This window comes from Neisseria sp. HMSC058F07 (assembly GCF_001810035.1).
Lineage (GTDB): Bacteria > Pseudomonadota > Gammaproteobacteria > Burkholderiales > Neisseriaceae > Neisseria > Neisseria perflava.
The window spans coordinates 392,552-413,743 of record NZ_KV799674.1; the positions used below are offsets into that span (position 1 = coordinate 392,552).

18 protein-coding genes are annotated in these 21,192 nt (G+C 47.4%); 12 read left to right on the plus strand and 6 right to left on the minus strand.

Annotated features, from left to right (window positions below):
• The first annotated feature begins 477 nt into the window (after positions 1–477).
• Positions 478–3,840 (plus strand): PilC family type IV pilus tip adhesin, encoded by a 3,363-nt coding sequence (pilC, locus tag HMPREF2696_RS05250; RefSeq protein ID WP_232502736.1) that lies wholly within the window; start codon positions 478–480, stop codon positions 3,838–3,840.
• Between the two features lie 276 nt (positions 3,841–4,116).
• Here pilC and HMPREF2696_RS05255 read toward each other — a convergent pair whose 3' ends face one another.
• From HMPREF2696_RS05255 to tal, 3 genes are all read right to left on the minus strand, one after another.
• The gene (locus tag HMPREF2696_RS05255) at positions 4,117–4,851 is read right to left on the minus strand and encodes a LytR/AlgR family response regulator transcription factor (protein WP_003686784.1); all 735 of its coding nucleotides are present in this window, start codon (positions 4,849–4,851) and stop codon (positions 4,117–4,119) included.
• A gap of 238 nt (positions 4,852–5,089) precedes the next feature.
• Complete coding sequence (gluQRS, locus tag HMPREF2696_RS05260; protein WP_004518857.1) at positions 5,090–5,977, minus strand: tRNA glutamyl-Q(34) synthetase GluQRS; 888 nt, start codon at positions 5,975–5,977, stop codon at positions 5,090–5,092.
• 152 nt (positions 5,978–6,129) lie between these two features.
• Positions 6,130–7,185 (minus strand): transaldolase, encoded by a 1,056-nt coding sequence (gene tal, locus HMPREF2696_RS05265; protein WP_004518856.1) that lies wholly within the window; start codon positions 7,183–7,185, stop codon positions 6,130–6,132.
• A 134-nt stretch (positions 7,186–7,319) separates the two neighbouring features.
• Between tal and HMPREF2696_RS05270 the strand changes: the two genes are divergently transcribed.
• The 7 genes from HMPREF2696_RS05270 (at position 7,320) to hpf (ending at position 12,676) form a co-directional block, all read left to right on the plus strand.
• On the plus strand, positions 7,320–8,294 hold the full coding sequence (locus tag HMPREF2696_RS05270) for a KpsF/GutQ family sugar-phosphate isomerase (protein ID WP_004518855.1): 975 nt from the start codon (positions 7,320–7,322) through the stop codon (positions 8,292–8,294).
• Positions 8,295–8,360: 66 nt separating this feature from the next.
• Positions 8,361–8,897 (plus strand): KdsC family phosphatase, encoded by a 537-nt coding sequence (locus tag HMPREF2696_RS05275; RefSeq protein WP_004518854.1) that lies wholly within the window; start codon positions 8,361–8,363, stop codon positions 8,895–8,897.
• Positions 8,894–9,475: an LPS export ABC transporter periplasmic protein LptC gene (lptC, locus tag HMPREF2696_RS05280; protein WP_004518853.1), complete on the plus strand. Its 582-nt coding sequence runs from the start codon at positions 8,894–8,896 to the stop codon at positions 9,473–9,475. Before HMPREF2696_RS05275 ends, lptC begins: the two co-directional genes overlap by 4 nt.
• Complete coding sequence (gene lptA / locus HMPREF2696_RS05285) at positions 9,456–9,986, plus strand: lipopolysaccharide transport periplasmic protein LptA (protein ID WP_004518852.1); 531 nt, start codon at positions 9,456–9,458, stop codon at positions 9,984–9,986. Before lptC ends, lptA begins: the two co-directional genes overlap by 20 nt.
• A 70-nt stretch (positions 9,987–10,056) precedes the next feature.
• Positions 10,057–10,791, plus strand: a complete 735-nt coding sequence (gene lptB, locus HMPREF2696_RS05290; protein ID WP_003679854.1) for an LPS export ABC transporter ATP-binding protein — start codon at positions 10,057–10,059, stop codon at positions 10,789–10,791.
• A gap of 165 nt (positions 10,792–10,956) precedes the next feature.
• Entirely contained in the window at positions 10,957–12,312 is a 1,356-nt protein-coding gene (gene rpoN / locus HMPREF2696_RS05295; protein WP_004518851.1) for an RNA polymerase factor sigma-54, read from the plus strand.
• Between the two features lie 49 nt (positions 12,313–12,361).
• On the plus strand, positions 12,362–12,676 hold the full coding sequence (hpf, locus tag HMPREF2696_RS05300) for a ribosome hibernation-promoting factor, HPF/YfiA family (protein ID WP_004518850.1): 315 nt from the start codon (positions 12,362–12,364) through the stop codon (positions 12,674–12,676).
• 73 nt (positions 12,677–12,749) lie between these two features.
• Here the strand turns inward: hpf and HMPREF2696_RS05305 are convergent, their stop codons facing one another.
• Together HMPREF2696_RS05305 and HMPREF2696_RS11780 are read right to left on the minus strand one after the other, a co-directional pair.
• Positions 12,750–14,027 (minus strand): AmpG family muropeptide MFS transporter, encoded by a 1,278-nt coding sequence (locus HMPREF2696_RS05305; RefSeq protein ID WP_234396472.1) that lies wholly within the window; start codon positions 14,025–14,027, stop codon positions 12,750–12,752.
• A 258-nt stretch (positions 14,028–14,285) separates the two neighbouring features.
• Positions 14,286–14,459, minus strand: a complete 174-nt coding sequence (locus HMPREF2696_RS11780; protein WP_224783520.1) for a hypothetical protein — start codon at positions 14,457–14,459, stop codon at positions 14,286–14,288.
• Positions 14,460–15,369: 910 nt separating this feature from the next.
• On the opposite strand from HMPREF2696_RS11780, the gene ftnA (HMPREF2696_RS05320) reads away from it, so the two are divergent.
• A complete protein-coding gene (ftnA, locus tag HMPREF2696_RS05320; RefSeq protein ID WP_003686837.1) occupies positions 15,370–15,855 on the plus strand; it encodes a non-heme ferritin in 486 nt (161 codons plus the stop codon).
• A 16-nt stretch (positions 15,856–15,871) separates the two neighbouring features.
• Positions 15,872–16,369 carry a non-heme ferritin gene (ftnA, locus tag HMPREF2696_RS05325; RefSeq protein ID WP_003686798.1) on the plus strand — a complete coding sequence of 166 codons (498 nt, stop codon included), beginning with the start codon at positions 15,872–15,874 and terminating at the stop codon, positions 16,367–16,369.
• A gap of 171 nt (positions 16,370–16,540) precedes the next feature.
• On the opposite strand, the gene pgi is transcribed toward ftnA (HMPREF2696_RS05325), so the two are convergent.
• Complete coding sequence (gene pgi / locus HMPREF2696_RS05330) at positions 16,541–18,181, minus strand: glucose-6-phosphate isomerase (protein ID WP_070588010.1); 1,641 nt, start codon at positions 18,179–18,181, stop codon at positions 16,541–16,543.
• Positions 18,182–18,438: 257 nt separating this feature from the next.
• Between pgi and HMPREF2696_RS05335 the strand changes: the two genes are divergently transcribed.
• Positions 18,439–19,482 (plus strand): LacI family DNA-binding transcriptional regulator, encoded by a 1,044-nt coding sequence (locus tag HMPREF2696_RS05335; protein WP_070588011.1) that lies wholly within the window; start codon positions 18,439–18,441, stop codon positions 19,480–19,482.
• Positions 19,483–19,677: 195 nt separating this feature from the next.
• The gene (locus HMPREF2696_RS05340) at positions 19,678–21,000 is read left to right on the plus strand and encodes an MFS transporter (RefSeq protein WP_070588012.1); all 1,323 of its coding nucleotides are present in this window, start codon (positions 19,678–19,680) and stop codon (positions 20,998–21,000) included.
• Positions 21,001–21,192: the final 192 nt, after the last annotated feature.

Genomic DNA, 21,192 nt, shown 5'->3' on the forward strand with positions numbered 1-21,192 from the left:
GATGATCGGTTCGAAAAAAATGGGTCAGGCCGTCTGAAAAATAAAAATTGTTTACAAAAAAGACAGCCTTCGGAAATCTCGGCTAAAAAAAAACACGCTCCGCAGCTTTGATTTTGCTGTGTAACGTGCTTTTTCAGACATAGCGGTCTATGCCGTAGAAGCAATGTATTTTAAGTCAAAGTAATAGGAATTTCAAGCATAGAGCAAATAATCGATAATTTAAAAACGTTTTATCTTACGGTACAGTCCCTTGCTTTTGGAATGCTTGATGAATAAAGTTGAACTAAATATTCAGTCAGGCCGTCTGAAAACTGAGCAGGCAGATTGTTTCATTTTTGTTGTGTTTGAAATGCAGGTGTAGGGAAATTCAGCCGAATCAAACATGAAACAGGCTGTTTATGCTAGAATCGTAACCTCATAAAAAATAAAAACAACGTCATTTTTAGCTGAGATTATCCGATGAAAAAAGAACACATTATGCAAAACGCTCCATCAGGCCGCTATCGCCTCATTCATGCAAGCGTAGCTTCCGCTTTAGCACTCATCAGTATTTCCGTTCAGGCAAATACGCAGCAATTTGCCCAAACTCCTTTTTACCTGCAAAACAAAACCGACGTCAGCGGCCAACCCAAAGTCAAACACAATATTATGTTTTTGATTGATGACTCGGGCAGTATGCAATGGAATGTACAAGGTAAGGAAACATCTGTACGGGCTGATAAAAGAATAACGATTACTAAGGAGGCCCTAAAATCGGTATTGAAAGAGTATGGCGAAAAACAACGATTCCAGTGGGGTTTGCAAACTCTGCATAACAATGGTCGTACTGATACTCCAGATGAGGGGGGCTTTACCGATGATTGGAAGGATGTTCAAAGGAGGGTAGATGGCATTGATCCTGGCCATGCTACGCCAATCACGCGCCGCTACTATGAAGTAGTCAAAAACTTTGTGATGCCCAATATCAAATACCGTTGTCAGAAGTCTTATGTGATTGTGATGTCGGACGGCGATGCCAATATGAGTTGTAGTAACCAGATTCCAGGTGAAGATCCTCGTTTATCTCGTAATACTAACTTCAACTACGATAGGGATTATTACTATTCAAACTATTACCGCGATATTGAACGTAGTGCGGGTACGTCTGCATACCAATATTTTGGTCCGTCTGAAGTGAAGGCTAATGATGATAGCTATGGGAAAGGTAAATTCTTTAATGGTGGAGGTCGTATCAAAGGATACTTTGATTTTCTACCTTATCAATATGATAATGATTTTGGCTTGCCTGAGAATGAAAAGAAATTGCTATGTCAATCTAGTAAATATAAGCATGAGTATGATCCTAATTATGGTAGGTATATGTGGGTAGCTGCAGGCGAAATTATTGTTCCTTATTGGGATAGGAACTATAAGGATGAAAAACGCGGTATGCGTTTCTTTAGCCAGACTTTGGCAGAAAAAGACATTAAAACAGCAAAAGACGGTTCAGATGCTGCGGGTAAGAGCTGGGATGGTGATCCAAGCGATCCCAAAGGCATAGATTACAGCAAGCAATTGGTTCAGACTTTTACTGTGGGTTTTGGTGAGGGGATCTCTGAAGTTGGGAGAGAGTATCTGGAAAAGGGTGCGAGCCGTCCAGACTGGTATTTTAATGCTGCGAAAAAAGAAGATTTGCTTGAAGCCTTTAAAACCATTGTCGACAATATTGAAAATGACAGCAAAAATACGAAATTTGAAGGAGTATCCTCTACTGCTCCGGCAACGACCAGTATGGGTATTCCCGATATGGCGGCAACGGTTCATTTGAATACCGGCTCTTGGAGTAGTCAATTGCGGTTTTATAAATTGAACCGTGATGGTACACCTATCAATACGACTGAGTTTGTTCAGCCATCATTTAATAACCGCCTTACTTTGGTTAATGACGGCAGTAAGACCTATTTCATCGATAGAGTTGCAGATAATGAGGCTTCAAATGCCGATTTTGGCATTTCAGACGGTAGTGCGAAAGATAAGTTGGAATGGAAAAATGCATTGCTGAAATGGACTGGCCGAGTAGGTAGTGATGAAACCATCAAAGCGGATGCAGAGACAAAAGGTTATAGCCAGTCTTATCGAATTCGTCCGACAGATTCTGCTGATTCAAGTAAAGATGAACGTAATTTAGGCGATATTTTAGATGGTTCGGTTGCAGCTATTGGCGATAAGCGCGACAACCGTCAAGAGTTTTTGGTCTCTGCTGCCAATGACGGCATGGTACATATTTTCCGTAATGGTACGCCTAGCAATCCTTATGACTTGAAACTCAGCTATATTCCGGCAGGCATGGAGCGCGAGGACGATCAAGGTCAAGCGACAACTTTGGGCAAGGTTCTGAAAGATATTGCACGCGATGGTTACGGCTCTGGCACGCCGCACCGTTATATGGTTAATGGTGGCTTTGTTCTCCGCCAAACACCTGATAAGCAAACCTTTATGTTTGGTGCGATGGGTCAAGGTGGACGCGGTGCGTATGCGTTGAATATTGGTGCGGTAGCTAACAGCGATCGTAGTGGTTGGAATACGACTGTGCCTTTGTTTGAAACAAAAAAAGGCTTTGACAATAAGCTGGGTTATACCATTGGTTCGACACAAATCGGCCGTGTTTCCATCAAACGCGATACCACTCCGGTCAATCTGGAATCGAATGTGCGTTATGCGGGCTTCTTGGCTAGCGGCTATCGTACTGAGGATGTGAACAGTGCCGACAATGAAACGGCTTTGTATGTTTATGATATGACAGGGAAAGAGGCAGGGACAAAAAATACTGGTACTAATGTTTCTTCTTCTAAAGCCGGCAAGCTCTTAGCTAGAATTCCTGCACCGAATGGCAAAGGCGGCCTCTCTACCCCTACTTTGGTAGACACCGATTTTGACGGTATTGTTGATATTGCTTATGCCGGTGACCGTTACGGCAATATGTTCCGCTTCGACTTGAGAGGTAAAACCGAGTCTGAATGGTCGGCGCAAATGATTTTCCAAGGTTCGGGGAATCAACCGATTACGTCTGCGCCTGCGGTATCACGTCGTGGTAAAGATAAGTATGTCGTTATTTTTGGTACGGGTAGCGAGATTTATCAGAATGAACTAGAAGGTACTAACGGACAAATCAATGCCGTTTACGGTATTTACGATGATGTATCTACTGATGCGGTTTTGGCAAAAAGTAGTGAGTTGGAACAGCAAACCAGAGAAAGTGACGACGAACATATTTATGTCAGCGACAATAAGGTTGGTGAAGGTAAAAAAGGCTGGAGTCTGACTTTAGATCCGAATGAACGTGTGACTGTCAAGCCGACGATGATTTTGCGTACAGCTGTTGTGACCATCCGCAAGTATGAAACCAAAACAATTCATACTGACTCTTCTAGTACCGATGTTTGTTTACCGGACAGTACATCCACACAAACGACAGCGAAAACGATTATTCTGGGTGTAAATGCTGAAAATGGCGGTCGTTTGGGCTTGCGTGATGCGCGTATCTCCAGCAAGGATCGTACATTTATCAAACGCGAGAATAATGGCCAGATTTATTACGCCAACGGTATGACTTTTGATGGTGTTATCAACTTTACTTATATAAATTCCAGCAAAGCCGATGATTCTCCGGTAACTGCCGATGGCGATAGCGGCGGCACGGGTACGGATAAGGAGTTGAACGCTACGCCGAGCGTGCCAAACAATAAATGTTTTGCAACCAAAGGCGATCGCAGTCTCTTGTCTAACCAGCTGGTTAGCCTGGAAGTACAAGGCCGTACATGCGGACTCAAACGCATCAGCTGGCGTGAATTGTTCTTTTAATTGGTAAGGATTAAGCATCGAGGCCGTCTGAATTTTTTCAGACGGCCTTTTCTGTTGAGTGGTAGTAATTGAGAGATGCTGGATTAAAAAATGGAAAACTTTGTTTGTGGATATAACAAGCTTTGATCAAATTGAGAGCTTGGATAAAGTTAAATGACAGACTTAGGCTATTCTTTTTTAATTTTCTACTATTTGGCTAAGAAGTTAAAAGGCCGTCTGAAAAATATCTTTTCAGACGGCCTTTGATTTAAAAAGAGCTAATCAAGGAGCGCATTGTTAGATGCTGTTTTTAATAATTTTCCGCAGAGTGGATAGTTGCCGGCGGCTGACGGGCAGCGGGGTCGGAATATCGAGAATTTTAGCGCCCCATGTGGATGCGTATTCGTCGTTTTCGTCGTCGTCCAGTCGAATCAGGCTGTCGAGGGTGTGGCGGAAGACGAGGGCATTGCGATGGATGCGGATGACTTTGTCGCCCAGCAATTCTTCCCAGTAAACCAAGGTCTTCGGTAATTCGTAGCTGTGGCCGTCGCCGGTAAACAGATAGACGGTTTTGTGTTCCGCCATCAGGTAACGCGCCTGTTGCCATGGGATTTCAACCATGCGTTCGCGGTTGTACACTTTGAAATGGGTGAAACTGTCTGCTTTTTCGCGGTTTTTCTCGATGATGCGGTCAAGCGCGGTTTGCAGGCGGGTCATTTTGATCGGTTTGAGCAGATAGTCTGCGGCGGCCAGCTCAAACGCGCGCAGGGCGTGTTCTTCGTAGGCTGTGGTGAATACAATTTCCGGCTGGCGTTTGGCGGTACGCTTAATGCGTTCGACAAACTCGAGACCGTCGATTTCCGGCATGCCGATGTCGGCAAATACGATGTCGACTTCGTGGACACTCAGCCACTCCAATGCTGGCATGGCATGGTGAAAGACGTTGAGCAGTACGACATTGCACTCTTCCAATAATACACGTAAGCGTTCTGCTGCTAATACTTCGTCTTCTACAATAATGGCACTTGGCATAGCGGTATTCTTTTTGTTGTATCGTGGGAGATCTGCCGCGCTTTGTCATCCTCAATAACGCGTCAGCCGTATGTTGTTACAACCTTGAAATTATCAGTTTGTGACAATTTTAGGAAATTTTTAAAATATACATGATTTTTCGCTTCTTGGGCATGGTTTGGGATGAGTCGGAAGATTACTTACATAATTTTATGAAATATTGTAATACCCAGAGTAATTTTGTTGTAATCATGCTAATTCAGTCCGTGATAATGGACGATTTTGGGATTTTGTCCATTTGCCAGTGTGCCACCGCCCAATCGAGCAATTCCTGCGGACGGTTCATAGCAGGTGCATCGGGCAGGTTGAGGTAGGTTAGGACTTGGCGGAGAAGTTGTTCTTTTTGATTCAAATCCAAAGCCGGGGCAAGGGTTTGTTTCGACCATTTTTGCCCTTGGCTGTTGGTCAATAGGGGAAGGTGTGCGTAGGCCGGTGTGGGAACGCCGAGGCATTGTTGCAGATAGATTTGGCGTGGCGTGGAAACGAGCAAATCTTGACCGCGGACAATATGGGTTATGCCTTGGTCGGCATCGTCAGCAACCACGGCAAGCTGATATGCCCAATAGCCGTCGGCACGGAGCAGGACGAAATCGCCGATATCGTGTGCCAGATTTTGTGCGTAATGTCCGACAATGCCGTCTGAAAAACCGATCACGCGATCGGGAACTTGAATGCGCCATGCCGGAGTTTTGTTTTGCGTATCGGGTCTTTGCTGAGGATTGCGGCAACGGCCGTTATATACAAATCCGTCTGCGCCATGTGTTGCCGCCGCCTGCCAGTCTTTGCGGCTGCAATAGCAGGGATACACCAGCTCGGCTGCTTTGAGGTGGTCGAGGGTGTCTTGATATAGGTCGTAACGGCGGCTTTGATAGACGACTTCGCCATCCCACTCAAAGCCGAAGGCTTCAAGCGTGCGCAAAATGTCGGCGGCGGCGCCGGGCATTTCGCGCGGGGGGTCAAGGTCTTCAATGCGGACCAGCCATTTGCCCTGATGAGCGCGCGCGTCGGCATAGGAGGCGACGGCGGTCAGTAGGGAGCCGATATGAAGCAGGCCGGTAGGGCTGGGGGCGAAACGTCCTATATACATGGCAGGGTGGTTTTGTAGGGCAGGGGAAGTATGCCTGCACGGTATTCAAATCGTGATAGAAAAGGGCGTGCCGTACACGCCCGAATTTGGGTTTCAGACGGCCTGAGACTTTTCAAAATGATTTAAGTTTCTCGGCCGTCCGTTCAATCCGCTTAAGCCAAGGGAGCCAGTAGTTTGGCGAAAGCGTCTTCAAATTGTTTCAAACCGTCTTCCTGCAAACGAGTTGCCAAAGTTTCGACATCAATGCCGAGTTTCGCGGTTTCGGCAAGCTGCGCTTTGGCTTCGTCCACACCTTCGGTCAAAGTAGCTTTGGCGGTGCCGTGGTCGATAAAGGCTTTGAGTGTGGCATCGGGAACGGTGTTGACGGTATGGGCGCCAATCAGGCTATCAACGTACAACGTGTCAGGATAGGCAGGGTTTTTCACGCCGGTAGATGCCCATAAAAGTTGGACGCGGTTGGCACCTTTTTCGGCAAGTGCGGCAAATTCGCTGCTGCCGAAGTATTGCGCCCAATCTTGATAGGCGGCTTTGGCCAGTGCAATGGCGACTTTGCCTTTGAGGTGGTCGGGCAGGGTGGCGTCCAATGCGGCATCGACACGGGAAATAAAGAAGCTGGCGACAACTTGGATATGGGAAACGTCGTGTCCTGCTTCCAAACGTTTGGCAATGCCGCGCGTGTAGGCCGCATAGGCTTTGAGGGTTTGGGCGCGGGAGAAGAGCAGGGTCAGGTTGACGCTGATGCCGTCTGAAACGAGGATTTCAAGCGCTTCGATGCCTTCGTCGGTTGCCGGTACTTTAATCATGACATTTTTACGGCCGATGGCGGCGTGCAGGCGGCGCGCTTCTTCAACCGTGCCTTGTGCGTCTTTGGATAATTCAGGCGAAACTTCGAGGCTGACGAAGCCGGTTTTGCCGCCGGTGGATTCATGTTCGGCAAGACATACGTCGCAAGCGGCTTGTACGTCGGCAACCGCCATGGTTTCGTAGCGTTGTTTCGGGGTCAGGTTTTGCTGTTTGAGTGCGGCTACTTTATCGGCGTACAGGGCATCTCCGGCAAAGGCTTTTTGGAAAATGGCAGGATTGGAAGTTACGCCACACACACCTTGCTTCAGCATTTCTGCCAATTCGCCGCTTTGTACCAGCGAACGGGAGAGATTGTCCAACCAGATTTGTTGTCCTAATGCTTTAACGTCCGATAAAATAGTCATCTCTGATTCCTTTTACATAATAGGTTTGTTTGTGAAGTGGCGGTAATGCTACGCCGATTCGATGAATTTGAACAGTTTACAGCCGATTAATTTGGGCAAAACAAACCTAAATTCAAGCACGAAAGGTGGCTTTGATGGCGGAAAACACACTTTATCTCGACTGGGCGCGCGATGTATTGGATACGGAAGCCGAAGGTTTGCGCGAAATTGCGGCGGCTTTGGACCATGATTTTATCCGTGCGGCGGAAGCATTGTTGCACTGCAAGGGCAGGGTCGTCATTACCGGCATGGGTAAGTCCGGACACATCGGCCGCAAAATGGCGGCAACCATGGCTTCTACCGGCACACCTGCGTTTTTCGTCCATCCTGCCGAAGCGGCACACGGCGACTTGGGCATGATTGTGGACCACGATGTCGTGGTTGCCATTTCTAATTCCGGCGAAAGCGATGAAATTGCGGCGATTATTCCGGCGTTGAAACGTAAAAACATCACGCTTATTTGTATCACTGCCCATCCGACTTCGACCATGGCGCGTCATGCCGATATCCATATTACCGCGGCGGTTTCCAAAGAAGCTTGTCCGCTCGGCCTTGCACCGACTTCCAGTACGACCGCCGTGATGGCCTTGGGCGATGCGCTGGCGGTGGTATTGCTGCAGGCGCGAGCGTTTACGCCGGATGATTTTGCTTTGAGCCATCCGGCCGGAAGCTTGGGCAAACGCCTGTTGCTGCGCGTGGCGGATATCATGCACAAAGACGAAGCCCTGCCAGCCGTTTTGTTGGGCACGCCGTTAAAAGAAGCCATTGTCCGCATGAGTGAAAAAGGCTTGGGTATGTTGGCGGTAACCGATGCCGAAGGCCGTCTGAAAGGCGTATTTACCGATGGCGACTTGCGCCGTCTGTTTCAAGAACGCGACAGCTTTGCCGGTTTGAAAGTGGACGACATCATGCACGCCTCTCCGAAAACCATCTCTGCCGATCGTCTCGCCACCGAAGCTTTGAAAGCCATGCAAAGCGGCCATGTGAACGGTTTGCTGGTGGTCGAAGAAAACGGCGTGCTGATTGGCGCGCTGAACATGCACGATTTATTGATGGCACGAATTGTCTGAATCGACGGCAAAAACGTTTTCAGATGGCCTTATGCTAGAATAGGCCGTCTGAAACAAGGAAACCTTATGCAAAACCTCTCTTCCGACCTGCAACAACGCGCTTCAGGCATCAAACTGCTGATACTGGATGTGGACGGTGTTTTGACCGACGGCCGCATTTTTATTCGCGACAACGGCGAAGAAATCAAATCGTTCCACACTTTGGACGGACATGGTTTGAAAATGCTTCAGGCCAGCGGCGTGCAAACGGCGATTATTACCGGCCGCGATGCGCCTTCCGTCGGTATCCGCGTGAAGCAGCTCGGTATCAACTATTACTTCAAAGGCATTCATGACAAACGTGTCGCCTACGCCCAATTACGCGAACAGGCCGGTGTGGAGGAGCATGAGTGCGCCTTTGTCGGCGACGATGTTGTCGATTTGCCCGTGATGGTGCGTTGCGGATTGGCGGTCGCCGTCCCGGAAGCGCATTGGTTTACTTTGCAATACGCCCATTATGTAACCCGACGTTCCGGCGGCGCAGGCGCGGTGCGTGAAGTGTGCGATTTGATTATGCAGGCGCAAGGTACGCTTGAACCTGCTTTGAAAGAGTATGTACGATGAAAATCAGATGGCGTTACGGAATCGCCTTTCCGCTGGTGTTGGCCGTTTCACTCGGCGCACTGGCGGCGTGGCTCGGCCGCATCAGCGAAGTGCAGGTCGAAGAAGTCGTCCTCAATCCGAATGAGCCGCAATATTCGATGAAAGGCATCAACGGCAAACGTTTTGACCAAGAAGGCCGTCTGAAAGAAAACCTGAGCGCGGTCGATGCCGTCCAATATCCGAATAGCGCAGACGTGCATTTGGACAAACCACATCTTTCGTTTTACCGCGACGGCAGCCTGCTGTACGAAGTCGGCAGTGACAAAGCAGCGTACAATATTCAAAACAAGAAAGTCGTTTTTGAACAGAATGTTGTCTTAAACAAAGCGGCAGATGCCAAGCGTTTGGCCGGCATCGTCAAAACCGAACGCTTGAATGTCGATACCGAGGCGCAATACGCCCATACCGACAGCCCCGTTACTTTCCAATACGGACAGTCCAGCGGTCAGGCAAACGGCATGACTTATGATCACAAAACCGGTTTGCTGAATTTCCCTTCCAAAGTGAAAGCCACAATTTATGATACAAAAAATTTGTAAAACTTTAGCCCTTGTTGCCGTTTTTGCCGCCAGCCCGGCCTTTGCCCTGCAAAGCGACAGCAAGCAGCCGATTCAAATCGAAGCCGACCAAGGCTCGCTTGACCAAAACAACCAAAGCACCACCTTTTCCGGCAACGTCATCATCAAACAAGGCACGCTCAATATCCGTGCCGGCAGCGTGACCGTTTCGCGCAACGACAAAAGCGAGCAGTTGATGAAAGCCACCGGCTCGCCCGTCAAATTCAGCCAAGAGTTGGACGGCGGCAAAGGCGTAGTCAACGGCCAAGCCAATACCGTCATGTATTCTTCCGCAGCCAACCTCGTTACTCTGTCCGGCAATGCCAAAGTACAGCGCGGCGGCGATGTGGCCGAAGGTGCGGTCATCACTTACAACACCAAAACCGAGGTTTACACCATCAACGGCAGCGCCAAATCCGGTGTGAAATCCGCCGCCAAATCCGGCCGCGTCAGCGTTGTTATCCAGCCGTCCAGTACGCAGAAAAACAAATAAGAAAACACACAAAAAGGCCGTCTGAAAAAGTTTCAGACGGCCTGAGGTCAATATCGAAAGTCAACAGAATATGAGCGCAAACAACAGCCGTCTTGTGGTTCAAAACCTGCAAAAAAGTTTCAAAAAACGCCAAGTCGTCAAAAGCTTCTCCCTTGAAATCGAAAGCGGCGAAGTCATCGGCCTGCTCGGCCCCAACGGCGCGGGTAAGACCACCAGCTTTTACATGATAGTCGGCCTGATTGCCGCCGATGCAGGCAGCGTAATGTTGGACGGCCAAGAATTGCGCCACCTGCCCATTCACGAACGCGCCCGCCTCGGCGTTGGCTATCTGCCGCAGGAGGCCTCGATTTTCCGCAAAATGACCGTGGAACAAAATATCCGCGCCATTTTGGAAATCAGCATGAAGGACAAAAGCCGCATCGATGCCGAACTTGAAAAACTGTTGGCAGATTTGAATATTGAGCGCCTGCGCAACAACCCTGCGCCGTCCTTGTCCGGTGGCGAACGCCGCCGTGTCGAAATCGCGCGCGTGTTGGCCATGCAGCCGCGTTTCATTTTGTTGGACGAACCTTTTGCCGGCGTTGACCCGATTGCCGTCATCGATATTCAGAAAATCATCGAGTTCCTCAAATCACGCGGTATCGGCGTATTGATTACCGACCACAACGTGCGCGAAACCCTCAGCATCTGCGACCGTGCCTACATCATCAGCGACGGTACGGTATTGGCTTCAGGCAAGCCGGATGATTTAGTCAACAATGAACAAGTCCGTTCGGTTTATTTGGGTGAAAATTTCAAATATTGAATGCATATTTGACGGTATATGAGACCCTCATTTCAATTGAGGGCGGCTATAAATATTGGAATAATCACTAAAAATACAAATATAATACCGATAAACTAATCTTTCAGACGGCCTGCCGTATAAAGGCCGTCTGAAAAACTATCCATACATTTCGAATTAAACACTATGTCTTCACTCGTCCTTAAACTCAAACAGACCCAGCAGCTCAACCAGCGGCTGCAACAGTCTCTGCGCATCTTGCAGATGTCGGGTCTTGAGCTTGAGCGCGAAGTGGAAGACTGGTTGTCAGACAATCCTCTGCTTGAGCGTCCGGAAAGCGATGAATTTGCCGATAGCGGGCTCAACCGTGCGGTAACCATGCCGCGCGCAGGTCAGCAGTTGAGCGGCGACGATGCCGAAGATATTTGGAGCAACATCGCCGAAGAAGAGGATTTCAAACACTATCTGCATGCCCAAGTGTGCGAGCATCCGCTCTCGCAAGTGGAAGCGGCCTATGTTCACGTCTTGATTGATTTTTTGGACGAACAAGGCTACCTCACCGACAGCCTCGAAGAAATTATCGACCACACGCCGTTGGAATGGATGCTGGACGAAGAAGCCCTGCAAAACGCGCTGGATGTATTGCAAACCTTTGAGCCGCCCGGCGTGGCGGCGGCGGATTTGACCGAGTCGCTTATGTTGCAGTTAATGCGTTTGCCGGCTTCTCCTGCCCGACAAATGGCCGCGCATTTGGTGCAAAGTTCGCTTCAAGACTTAGGCAAAAACCGCAAACAAAACGTTCTGCGTTTCCGCAAACTTTATCCCGATACCGACAGCAAAACCATAGAAGCCGCGCTCGATATGATTGCCGGGCTCAATCCCTATCCAGCCTACGGCTTCGCCTCTGCCACGCCTACGCCTTATATTCAGCCTGACGTTTGGGTCAAAGAGGGCAAGGACGGCTGGGAAGTCATCAGCAACGAAGCGGCTTGGCCGAAGCTGCAGCTCAATCAGGAATATTGCGACCTGATGAAATCAGAGGAAGAGGGCGCACCGGAGTGGAAGGAAAAAATCAACGAAGCCAAGCAGCGCATTGATTCTTTGGAGCTGCGTAAAAGCACTGTCCTCCGCCTTGCCGAGTATATCGTCAAAAATCAGGAAGATTTTTTCATCTTCGGAGAAATCGGCCTGTCTCCCATGCTGATGAAAGATGCCGCCGCCGAATTGGGTTTGGCGGAAAGTACCATCTCGCGTGCCGCCAATCAGAAATATTTGTCTTGCCCGCGCGGCCTGTTTGCGTTACGCTATTTCTTCACACAGGCAGTCAATGCCGATGATGATGGCGAAGGGTTCAGCCAAGGCGCAATCAAAGCCGTATTGAGCCAGTTGATTGAAAGTGAAGACAGCAGCAAACCCTATTCGGACGAGACCCTCGTCAAATTATTAAAACAACGCGGCATTGAAATTGCCAGACGTACAGTTGCTAAATATAGAGAATCATTAGACATCCCACCGGCACACAAACGAAAATTTACCGAGTAGATATATTCCGATCCGTTTTGACGGACTAACCAACCGAAGGAGCTGTATCATGAATCTGAAAATCACCGGTCTGAATTTTGATGTTACCGAAGCCATCAAAAACTACGTTTCCGACAAGTTGGCACGAATCAGTCGCCACGCCGACAACATCATTTCCGTGACCATCACGCTCTCGGTGGAAAAAGTCAGCCAGAAAGCCGAAGCCGATGTGCATTTGGCAGGCAAAGATTTGCACGTTGAAGCGATTGAACAGGATATGTATGCCGCGATTGATGTTTTGATGGACAAACTCGACCGCGCTGTTTTGAAACATAAAGAAAAAAGCGGCGATGTCCGCAGTACTGTCAAACCTGCTGCCGAATAAAGTTTTTGTATGATAAAGGCCGTCTGAATATTCAGACGGCCTTTTGTTTTGCTAGATGTTTTAGACTGGCAATCTAGTTACTCACTTTTTCACCATTCCACGGTGCCACTTTAAACAGCAATAACATACCTGGTATTCCCAAAGCGAAACACAGCCAGTAGAAATTAAAGTAACCCATCGCTTCAATCAGATAACCTGCCGAAGCATTGATAAATGTACGTGGAACGGCTGACAGGCTGGTAAAGAGGGCTAATTGTGTGGCCGTAAATGCAGGATTGGTTTCACGAGCCATATAGGCAACAAATGCTGCTGTACCTAAACCGACACCAGCTGCTTCTGCACCAATCACTGCCGCAAGCATCATTTGTTCTGTCAGTGTGATGGTTTCAAACTTGCCAAAATTTGCCAACCAGGAAAAGCCTAGAATCGTTACCCATTGAGCTACGCCGAAAACCCATAATGCCCTATTGATACCAAGTTTCAACATCCAAATACCGCCTACAATACCGGCAATGACAGCAGGCCACAGGCCGGCATTTTTGGCAATCAGGCCGATGTCGGTTTTGCTGAAGCCCATGTCCAGATAAAACGGTGTGGCCAGAGAAGTTGCCATGCTGTCGCCCAGTTTGTAGAGAAAGATAAACAGCAATACCAATATAGCCTGTTTGATTCCTTTGCGGGAGAAGAACTCACTGAAAGGGTCAGAGACTGTTTGGGCAAATGTACGCGACACAGATGGTGGAATGTCAGGCTCTTTGGCTAAAAACAGGGTCATCAGCAGACCGGGCAGCATAAATAGTGCAGTAATGATGAATACGTTGTGCCAAGGCATCAAGTCGGCCAAAATCAAGCTGAGCGATCCGGGTACCAAAGCGGCGATACGGTAGGCATTGACGTGGATAGAGTTGCCTAAGCCTAATTCTTCATCTGACAAAATTTCGCGGCGAAATGCATCCAATACAATATCTTGGCTAGCAGAGAAAAAGGCGACCACCAACGATAAGCCCATAATTACATATAAATGCTGAGCAGGATTTAGGAAGGCGTAAATGAGCAAGGCCAGCAGCAAACCAATTTGTGTCACCAGCATCCAACCGCGCCGCCGTCCTAAAAAAGGTAATCTGACCAAATCAATGACGGGAGACCAGATAAATTTCCAAGTAAAAGGCAGGCCGATTAGTGCCATCAGGCCGATGGTTTTCAAATCGACGTGTTCGCTGCGCAACCATGCCGGAATCAGGTTGATCAGAAAATAAAGCGGCAGCCCCGAAGTGAAGCCTGTGAAAATACAAATCAGCATTTTGCGCGAAAAAATCTTGCGCCAAGTGCTGGGTTGGGGTGCGGTTGTCATAATGGAATCAATAAAAAAAGAAAAGGGATATTGTAGCAAAGATGGGGGATATGGCGAATGAGCTTCTGCTATCTTTATTGAATAAAGGCCGTCTGAAACTTTGACAAATTAAGTTTCAGACGGCCTTTTGTTGGAACAACTGGTTTGGCGGGCAACGGAGACTTCAGGACGGAAGAAGGGTTGCTTGGGTGTATTTATAAAATTGAAGTTAAGAAAGTTTCAGACGACCCCTAGAGATCGTTTGAACGATGAGAAATATCAGTGGTAATTTGTGCCGTCAGTGTAGCCGTTTCCTGATTTGTCCACAGCAAAAGCAGAAATCGGACCGACCGTTACTGTCCCTTTAGGCTGAGTTTCTTGGTAATACTCATATGCTGCAACACCCATACCAGTTGCAGCACCAACAGCAGCACCAATTGTGCCACCGACCATAATAGCTGGTCCGGCAGGAATACTGCCAAAAGCTATACCGACACCAGACCAATACCTGCACCAATTGATCCTCCTATTTATGCACCATTTGCTCCTCCTTGAAGGATTCTCTCTCCTAAGCCTCCTCCATAAATTAGTTCCAGATCCTCAATGGATAGTTCAATCATGTTATTTTTCCTTTTCAAAAAAATTAGATGTAGAATATTGAGTTAATACACCCAATATGGAAAAAATAATAAAAGCATGAATATAAATCATAAAATCAACATTATCTCCTTGGTAGCTTTCATAAATAAAAACGATTGGTATTGATATACAAATTAAAATGTACAGGGACTTTGAAATTACCAGTAACTTATACACAAATTTTGATTTCATAGCCTAGTCTTTCATTTGAATAAAATCTACCCTAATCAACTTTCCAACCAACTTCCTAACTTCTTCATGCTTTCCCTGATTGAAGTTAACCAGTAGATTTTTCAACAATATGTATATTATGTTAAATAATAAATGGTAATTGTCACATTCAAATATTAAGGATAACCTACTTTGAAACTATATCGCTTTGATGCGTAATTCTATAAAAAACATTGAATTTTCATGTTTTCTATTTATCCAGTATTTTGGAGTTGATAAGTGAGAGCAAAAAACTTTGGAAATCTACGATTCTCCTTCCAACACCTCATCATTTCTCTAGAGAATTTAGGCAAAGGCGATATTGATAACTCATTTCATTAAATGGAACTAAATGAGAATTATTTATTTATAAAATCCTTTTAAATTAATGGGTTACAATAAAAATTGATAAAATAAAATTGACTATTCTCAATAAAATGAGTAAAATTCATCCGCAAATACAAATTTTGTATTGTGATACATCTATTAACCGCATTAAGAAAAGGAGTTAGTTATGCTAAGTAAGTCAATTACAGCAAAATTAAACGAACAAATTAATCTCGAGTTGTATTCATCAAATGTCTATTTGCAAATGAGTGCATGGTGCCATAAACATGGTTATGAAGGCGCTGCAGCATTTTTACTTCGTCATGCCGATGAAGAATTGGAACATATGCAAAAGTTGTTTACTTATGTGAGCGAAACCAGTGGAATGCCTTTGTTAGGTAAAATTGACGCCCCTAAACACGATTACGCTTCATTAAAAGAAGTTTTTGAAACAACACTTGAACACGAAAAACTAGTGACATCTAAAATTAATGAGTTAGTTGAGAGTACTTTTGCAGAAAAGGATTACTCTACTTTTAACTTCTTACAATGGTATGTAGCTGAACAGCATGAAGAAGAAAAATTATTTAACAGTATTGTTGATAAATTCAAACTTCTTGGTGAAAGTGGTACAGCGCTCTACTACATTGATCGTGAATTAAAAACTTTATAAGAATAGGAGAAATAAAATGTTATCAAATAGCGTGATTAAACTATTAAATGATCAAATGAATTTAGAGTTTTATTCTTCTAACTTATATTTACAAATGAGCGCCTGGTGCGAACAACAAGGTTTCGAAGGAGCTGCAAAATTTTTATCAGAGCATGCGGCTGAGGAAATGCAGCATATGCGTAAACTCTTCACTTATTTAAATGAGACCGGCGCATTGGCTATCATCACACAAATTGATGAACCACCTCATCAATTTTCATCATTGAAACAAGTACTTGAATTAACTTATGAACATGAAAAGTTAATTACCTCTAAAATCAATGAATTAGTTGGTAGAACTTTTGAAGAGAAAGACTACTCTGCCTTTAACTTCTTACAATGGTATGTGGCTGAACAACATGAAGAAGAAAAATTATTCAGTGGAATTTTGGATAAATTAAATCTTCTTGGTGAAGATGGTAAAGGTTTGTTCTTAGTTGATAAAGATTTAGGCGCATTAACAACAAACAACTAATCAAGTCTGATGAAAAAGGCTAAGTCATTATCGATTTAGCCTTTTTTTATATCAAAATCTAGCTACTTTTGTCTAAAAGTGCGGTGCTTTAACGGTTCATTCTTACCGCCGATTAGGTTTTGAAATGCCCGTAAGACAGGCAGATATGCTTGTCTTACGGGCATTTTATTTTCAGACGGCCTTCGATCTTGCGTTGCAGTTGCGGTAGAAGGCGATCAGACCGTTGGTGGAGCTGTCGTGTGCAGGCGTGCCGCGTTCGAGTTCGGGTTCGATGGTTTTGGCCAGCTCTTTACCGTATTCCACGCCCCATTGGTCGAAGGGGTTGATACGCCAAATCACGCCTTGAACGAAAGTACGATGTTCGTAAGCAGCCATCAGCATGCCGAGGTTGAAAGGCGTCAGGCTGTCGATGAGCAGGCTGTTGCTCGGACGGTTGCCGGGGAATTCTTTTTGCGGTGCAAGGCGGTCGCGTTCGTCTTGGGACAGGGCAGCTAATTCGACTTGTACTTCGTCTAAGGTCTTGCCTTTCATCAGCGCTTCGGCTTGGGCGAAGGCGTTGGCAACGGTAAAGCGGTGTTGGCGGTGGTTGCCGTAGATTGTGGTCATGGGGACGATGAAATCAACGGGAATCAGACGCGTACCTTGGTGCAGAAGCTGGAAGTAGGCATGTTGGCAGTTGACGCCTTCATCACCAAAGACAATGCCGCCGGTGGTGCAGGAAACGGGTTGGCCGTCTGAAGTACGCTGTTTGCCGAGGCTTTCCATATCGAGTTGGTTGAGCCATGGGGTAAAGAGGCGCATGTTGTGGCTGTATGGGACAACGGTTTGGCCGTCTGAATGTTGGAAGTTGTTGTACCAAACGTTGATGAGTGCCATCAGGACGGGAATATTGCGGCGGAATGGCGTTTCGAAGAAATGGGTATCCATCGCGTGTGCGCCAGCCAGCATTTTGCGGAACGCTTTTTCGCCGACGGCAACCATCAGTGGCAGGCCAATGGGCGACCAGACGGAATAGCGGCCGCCGACCCAGTCGGACATGGCAAAGACTTTGTCGGGGGAGATACCGAAATTTTGGGCTGCGGCCACATCGGCGGAAATGGCGCAGAAGTGGCGGTAGATGCCGGAATCAGGCAAACCTGCATCACGGTACCAAGTACGCGCCGCATAGGCATTAAGCAGGGTTTCCGGTGTGCGGAACGATTTGCTGGCAATGCTGAATACGGTGGTTTCGGGGTTGAGGCCGAGAAGGGTTTGGGTCAGGTCGGCATCATCGGAGTTGCTGACAAAGTGGACGCGGATGTTTTTCCAATAAGGCTGCAGCGCCTGTGTGGCCATGCGCGGGCCTAAATCGGAGCCGCCGATGCCGATGTGAACCAGGTCGGTAATCGGTTTGCCGGTAATGCCTGCGTGGGTGCCGTCTAGGAGTTGGCGTGCGAATTCGAGGGTGCGGTTGAGTTCGTGATGAACTTTGGACACGATGTTTTCGCCGTCGACGTAAACAGGTTTGGCATTGGCAGGCAGGCGTAGGGCAGTGTGGAGGACGGCACGGTGTTCGCTGGTGTTGATTTTTTCACCGCTGCTCATGGCCTGCATATATTGTGGCAAATCGGCCGCTTCGGCCAGTTGGCACAATAAATCAAGGGTATTTTCATCTAGGCGGTTTTTACTGTAATCAAATAACAAACCATGCAGAATTTCGTGCATATTGTTGAAACGTTCGGCATCTGCGGCGAAGCGTTCGCGCAGGGTAACGTGTTGAGTATCGGCATGATGGGTTTCCAAGGCCTGCCATGCGTCTGAGTATGCGGACATCTCGTTTCCTTAGTATGTAACGGTAAAATAAGCAGGATAGATAGGTATTTCCTGCTTTTTTGTAGTGGCTTGTAGTTTAACAAATTTGGACAACTTTTGGGAGATGGTAGGGGCGGTTTTGTTTAAGAAATGTATGCAAAATGCAATAGAAACGGTTGATTATCATCAAGTTTCTGTAAAAAAAAGGGTATGACACCGATGTCTGCTGTGTTATCCTATGTAACATTATTGAAATCCTGTCGGGGCGGGTTCGTAAGATGGCTACAATTTATGATGTCGCTGCTTATGCCGGAGTGTCTCCCAAGACGGTCAGCCGGGTGATTAACGGCGATGCGCCGGTCAGTGATAAAACCCGTTCCAAAGTAGAAACAGCGATTGCTGCTTTGGGCTATATCCCGTCTTCTGCGGCGCGGATTATGCGGTCACACCGTTCCGGATTGGTCGGTCTGATTACCGGCGCCATTTCGCGGACAGGCGAGAATACGGGCGGACACGGCATACCGGATATGTTCTTGATTAAGGGCATTCAGCAGCAGATTCGCACACAAGGCAAGATTTTGATGATTGCCGACATCGACAACAAGCCGGGTCAGCCCGGTCAGATGGAGCCACTGATCCGTACCTTTATGGAACACCGTGCCGAGGGGATTTTGTATGTGGCCGGTTTCCATCAGGAAGTGTTGTTGCCGGAAGTGCCCAACCGCTGCCCGATGGTATTGGTTAACTGTTTTGATTTGGCAGGTACGCCGTCGGTTTTGCCGGACGATGAGGCAGGGCAGTATGGCTTGGTGCGCCGGATTATCCAGAGCGGACACAAACGGATTGCTTATGTAACTTTGCAGCCGGGTGTAGAAGCAACGAGATTGAGATTGGCCGGATACCGCCGGGCTTTGGCGGATGCGGATATTGTCTTCGATCCTGATTTGGTGCAAACTGGTTATCCTGACTTCAGCAATGACAGCGGGTCTTTGATTTCGGCTATTTTGAAGCTGCTGTCTTTGCCGCTTCCGCCGACGGTAATTTGCTGCGGCAACGATGAAATGGCCGTGCGCGTGTACGGGATTTTGAGGACGCGCGGCGTGCGGGTTCCCGAGCAAGTCTCCGTTGCCGGCTATGATAACCACAGTGCGATTGCGGAAACGCTGTTTCCGCCGTTGACCAGCACCGAGCTGCCTTATCTGCGCATGGGCGAAATGGCGGCGGATTTGCTGTTCCAATACATCGAACATCCGGCCGGTACGGCTCAGCCCGTCAAGGTCGTTGGGGAAACCATCTGGCGTCAGTCTGTAATGAATAAATAGTTTCAGACGGCCTAAAAATAAGCTTCAAACAACACAAACACACATCAAAACAAGATTATATAAACGGTCAAAATAAAGGCCGTCTGAAAACAGGGTTGCCTCATTAAAAAAGGCGGCTCAATACAATAAGAGCGTCATACCGCTGAAATTGGAGTTTGTTGTTTCCATAGTTTATTATCCAGGAGTAGCCTTCCTATGAAAATCTCCCCACAAGTGGCGATGACACTTCGCCAGATTATGCTGATGAACTTCGGTTTCTTCGGCATTCAATACAGCTTCGGGTTGCAGCAAACTGCGATTAACCCGATTTTCAGCTTTCTTCATGCCGATCCGAGCCAATTGCCGATTTTGAATATGGCAGGCCCGATTACCGGTTTGCTGGTGCAGCCGATGATTGGTGCGATGAGTGACCGCACTTGGGTGCCCGGATTGGGCCGCCGCCGTCCGTATTTCTTGATTGGCGCCATTGGTTGCAGTCTCTGTCTCTTTATCTATCCGCACGTTACCGCCTTGTGGGTGGCCGTATTGCTGCTGTGGCTCTTGGACATCAGTAATAATACTGCAATGGAACCTTTCCGTGCCTTCATTGCCGATACCGTTCCTGAACACCAGCAATCCACCGGTTTCTTGATGCAGTCTGTGTTTACCGGCTTGGGCATTACCCTGGCCAACGTTTCCCTCTATATCTTCCAACAAATCGGCTGGTTGCAACAAACTTCCGAAGCAGGCATTCCGTATTGGGTATTCGGTTCGTTTTATATTGGTGCGGTCTGCTCCATCGGTTCGGTTTTGATTACCGTTTTATCAACGGCCGAACGCGAGCCCAGCCCTGAAGAAATGGCGGCCATTAAAGCCCAGCCGAGCGGTCCGGCCCATGCCGTTAAAGATATTATCGTTGCTGTCCGAGAAATGCCGACTGCCCTATGGCAACTGGCTTTGGTGTATCTCTTCCAATGGTACGCGCTCTTCATCTACTGGCAATATATTTCCCACAGTATCGTTCAATCCGTTTGGGATTCGACTGTTGAAAATACCGAAGCATATAGTCAAGCGGTTGCATGGACCGGTTTGGTAAACGGTTTCTACAACGTTGTAACCTTTATCTCTGCTTTCGGCCTGATGTGGATGGCGCGCAAATACGCTGCCAAATATGTTCACGCCTTTGCCGTTACCCTTGCTGCGCTGGCTTTGCTCACCATTCCGCACATCAGCAACAAATACCTGATGTTTGCGCCGATGATTGGTTTCGGTGTCGGTTGGGCAAGTATGATGGGCGTGCCGTTTATGATTGTGGTCGGCTCTATCCCTAAAGAACGTTACGGCGTGTACATGGGTATTGTGAACATGATGATTGTGATTCCAATGCTGATTGAAACTGTATCTTTCGGCTGGGTGTACAGAACTTTCTTGGGTTCAAACCCTGCCAATGCGATGACTTTTGCCGGTGTTTCCCTGGCCATTGCCGCAGCGGTGACCTTAACCATTAAAACTGCGGCCAAACCGGCTACTGCAGAATAACGAAGTCTTGATTTAAAACCAAAATGAAAAGGCCGTCTGAAACATGAAATGGTTTCAGACGGCCTTTTTTGTCGAAATGGATTCCATTTGCTGACCTGATTCGGTAAACCTTATTGTTGCTGCGCTACCGTTCATCACTCAAATTGGCTATGACTACCGATTTTGCTTTACAATATCCTTCTTTAATTTATT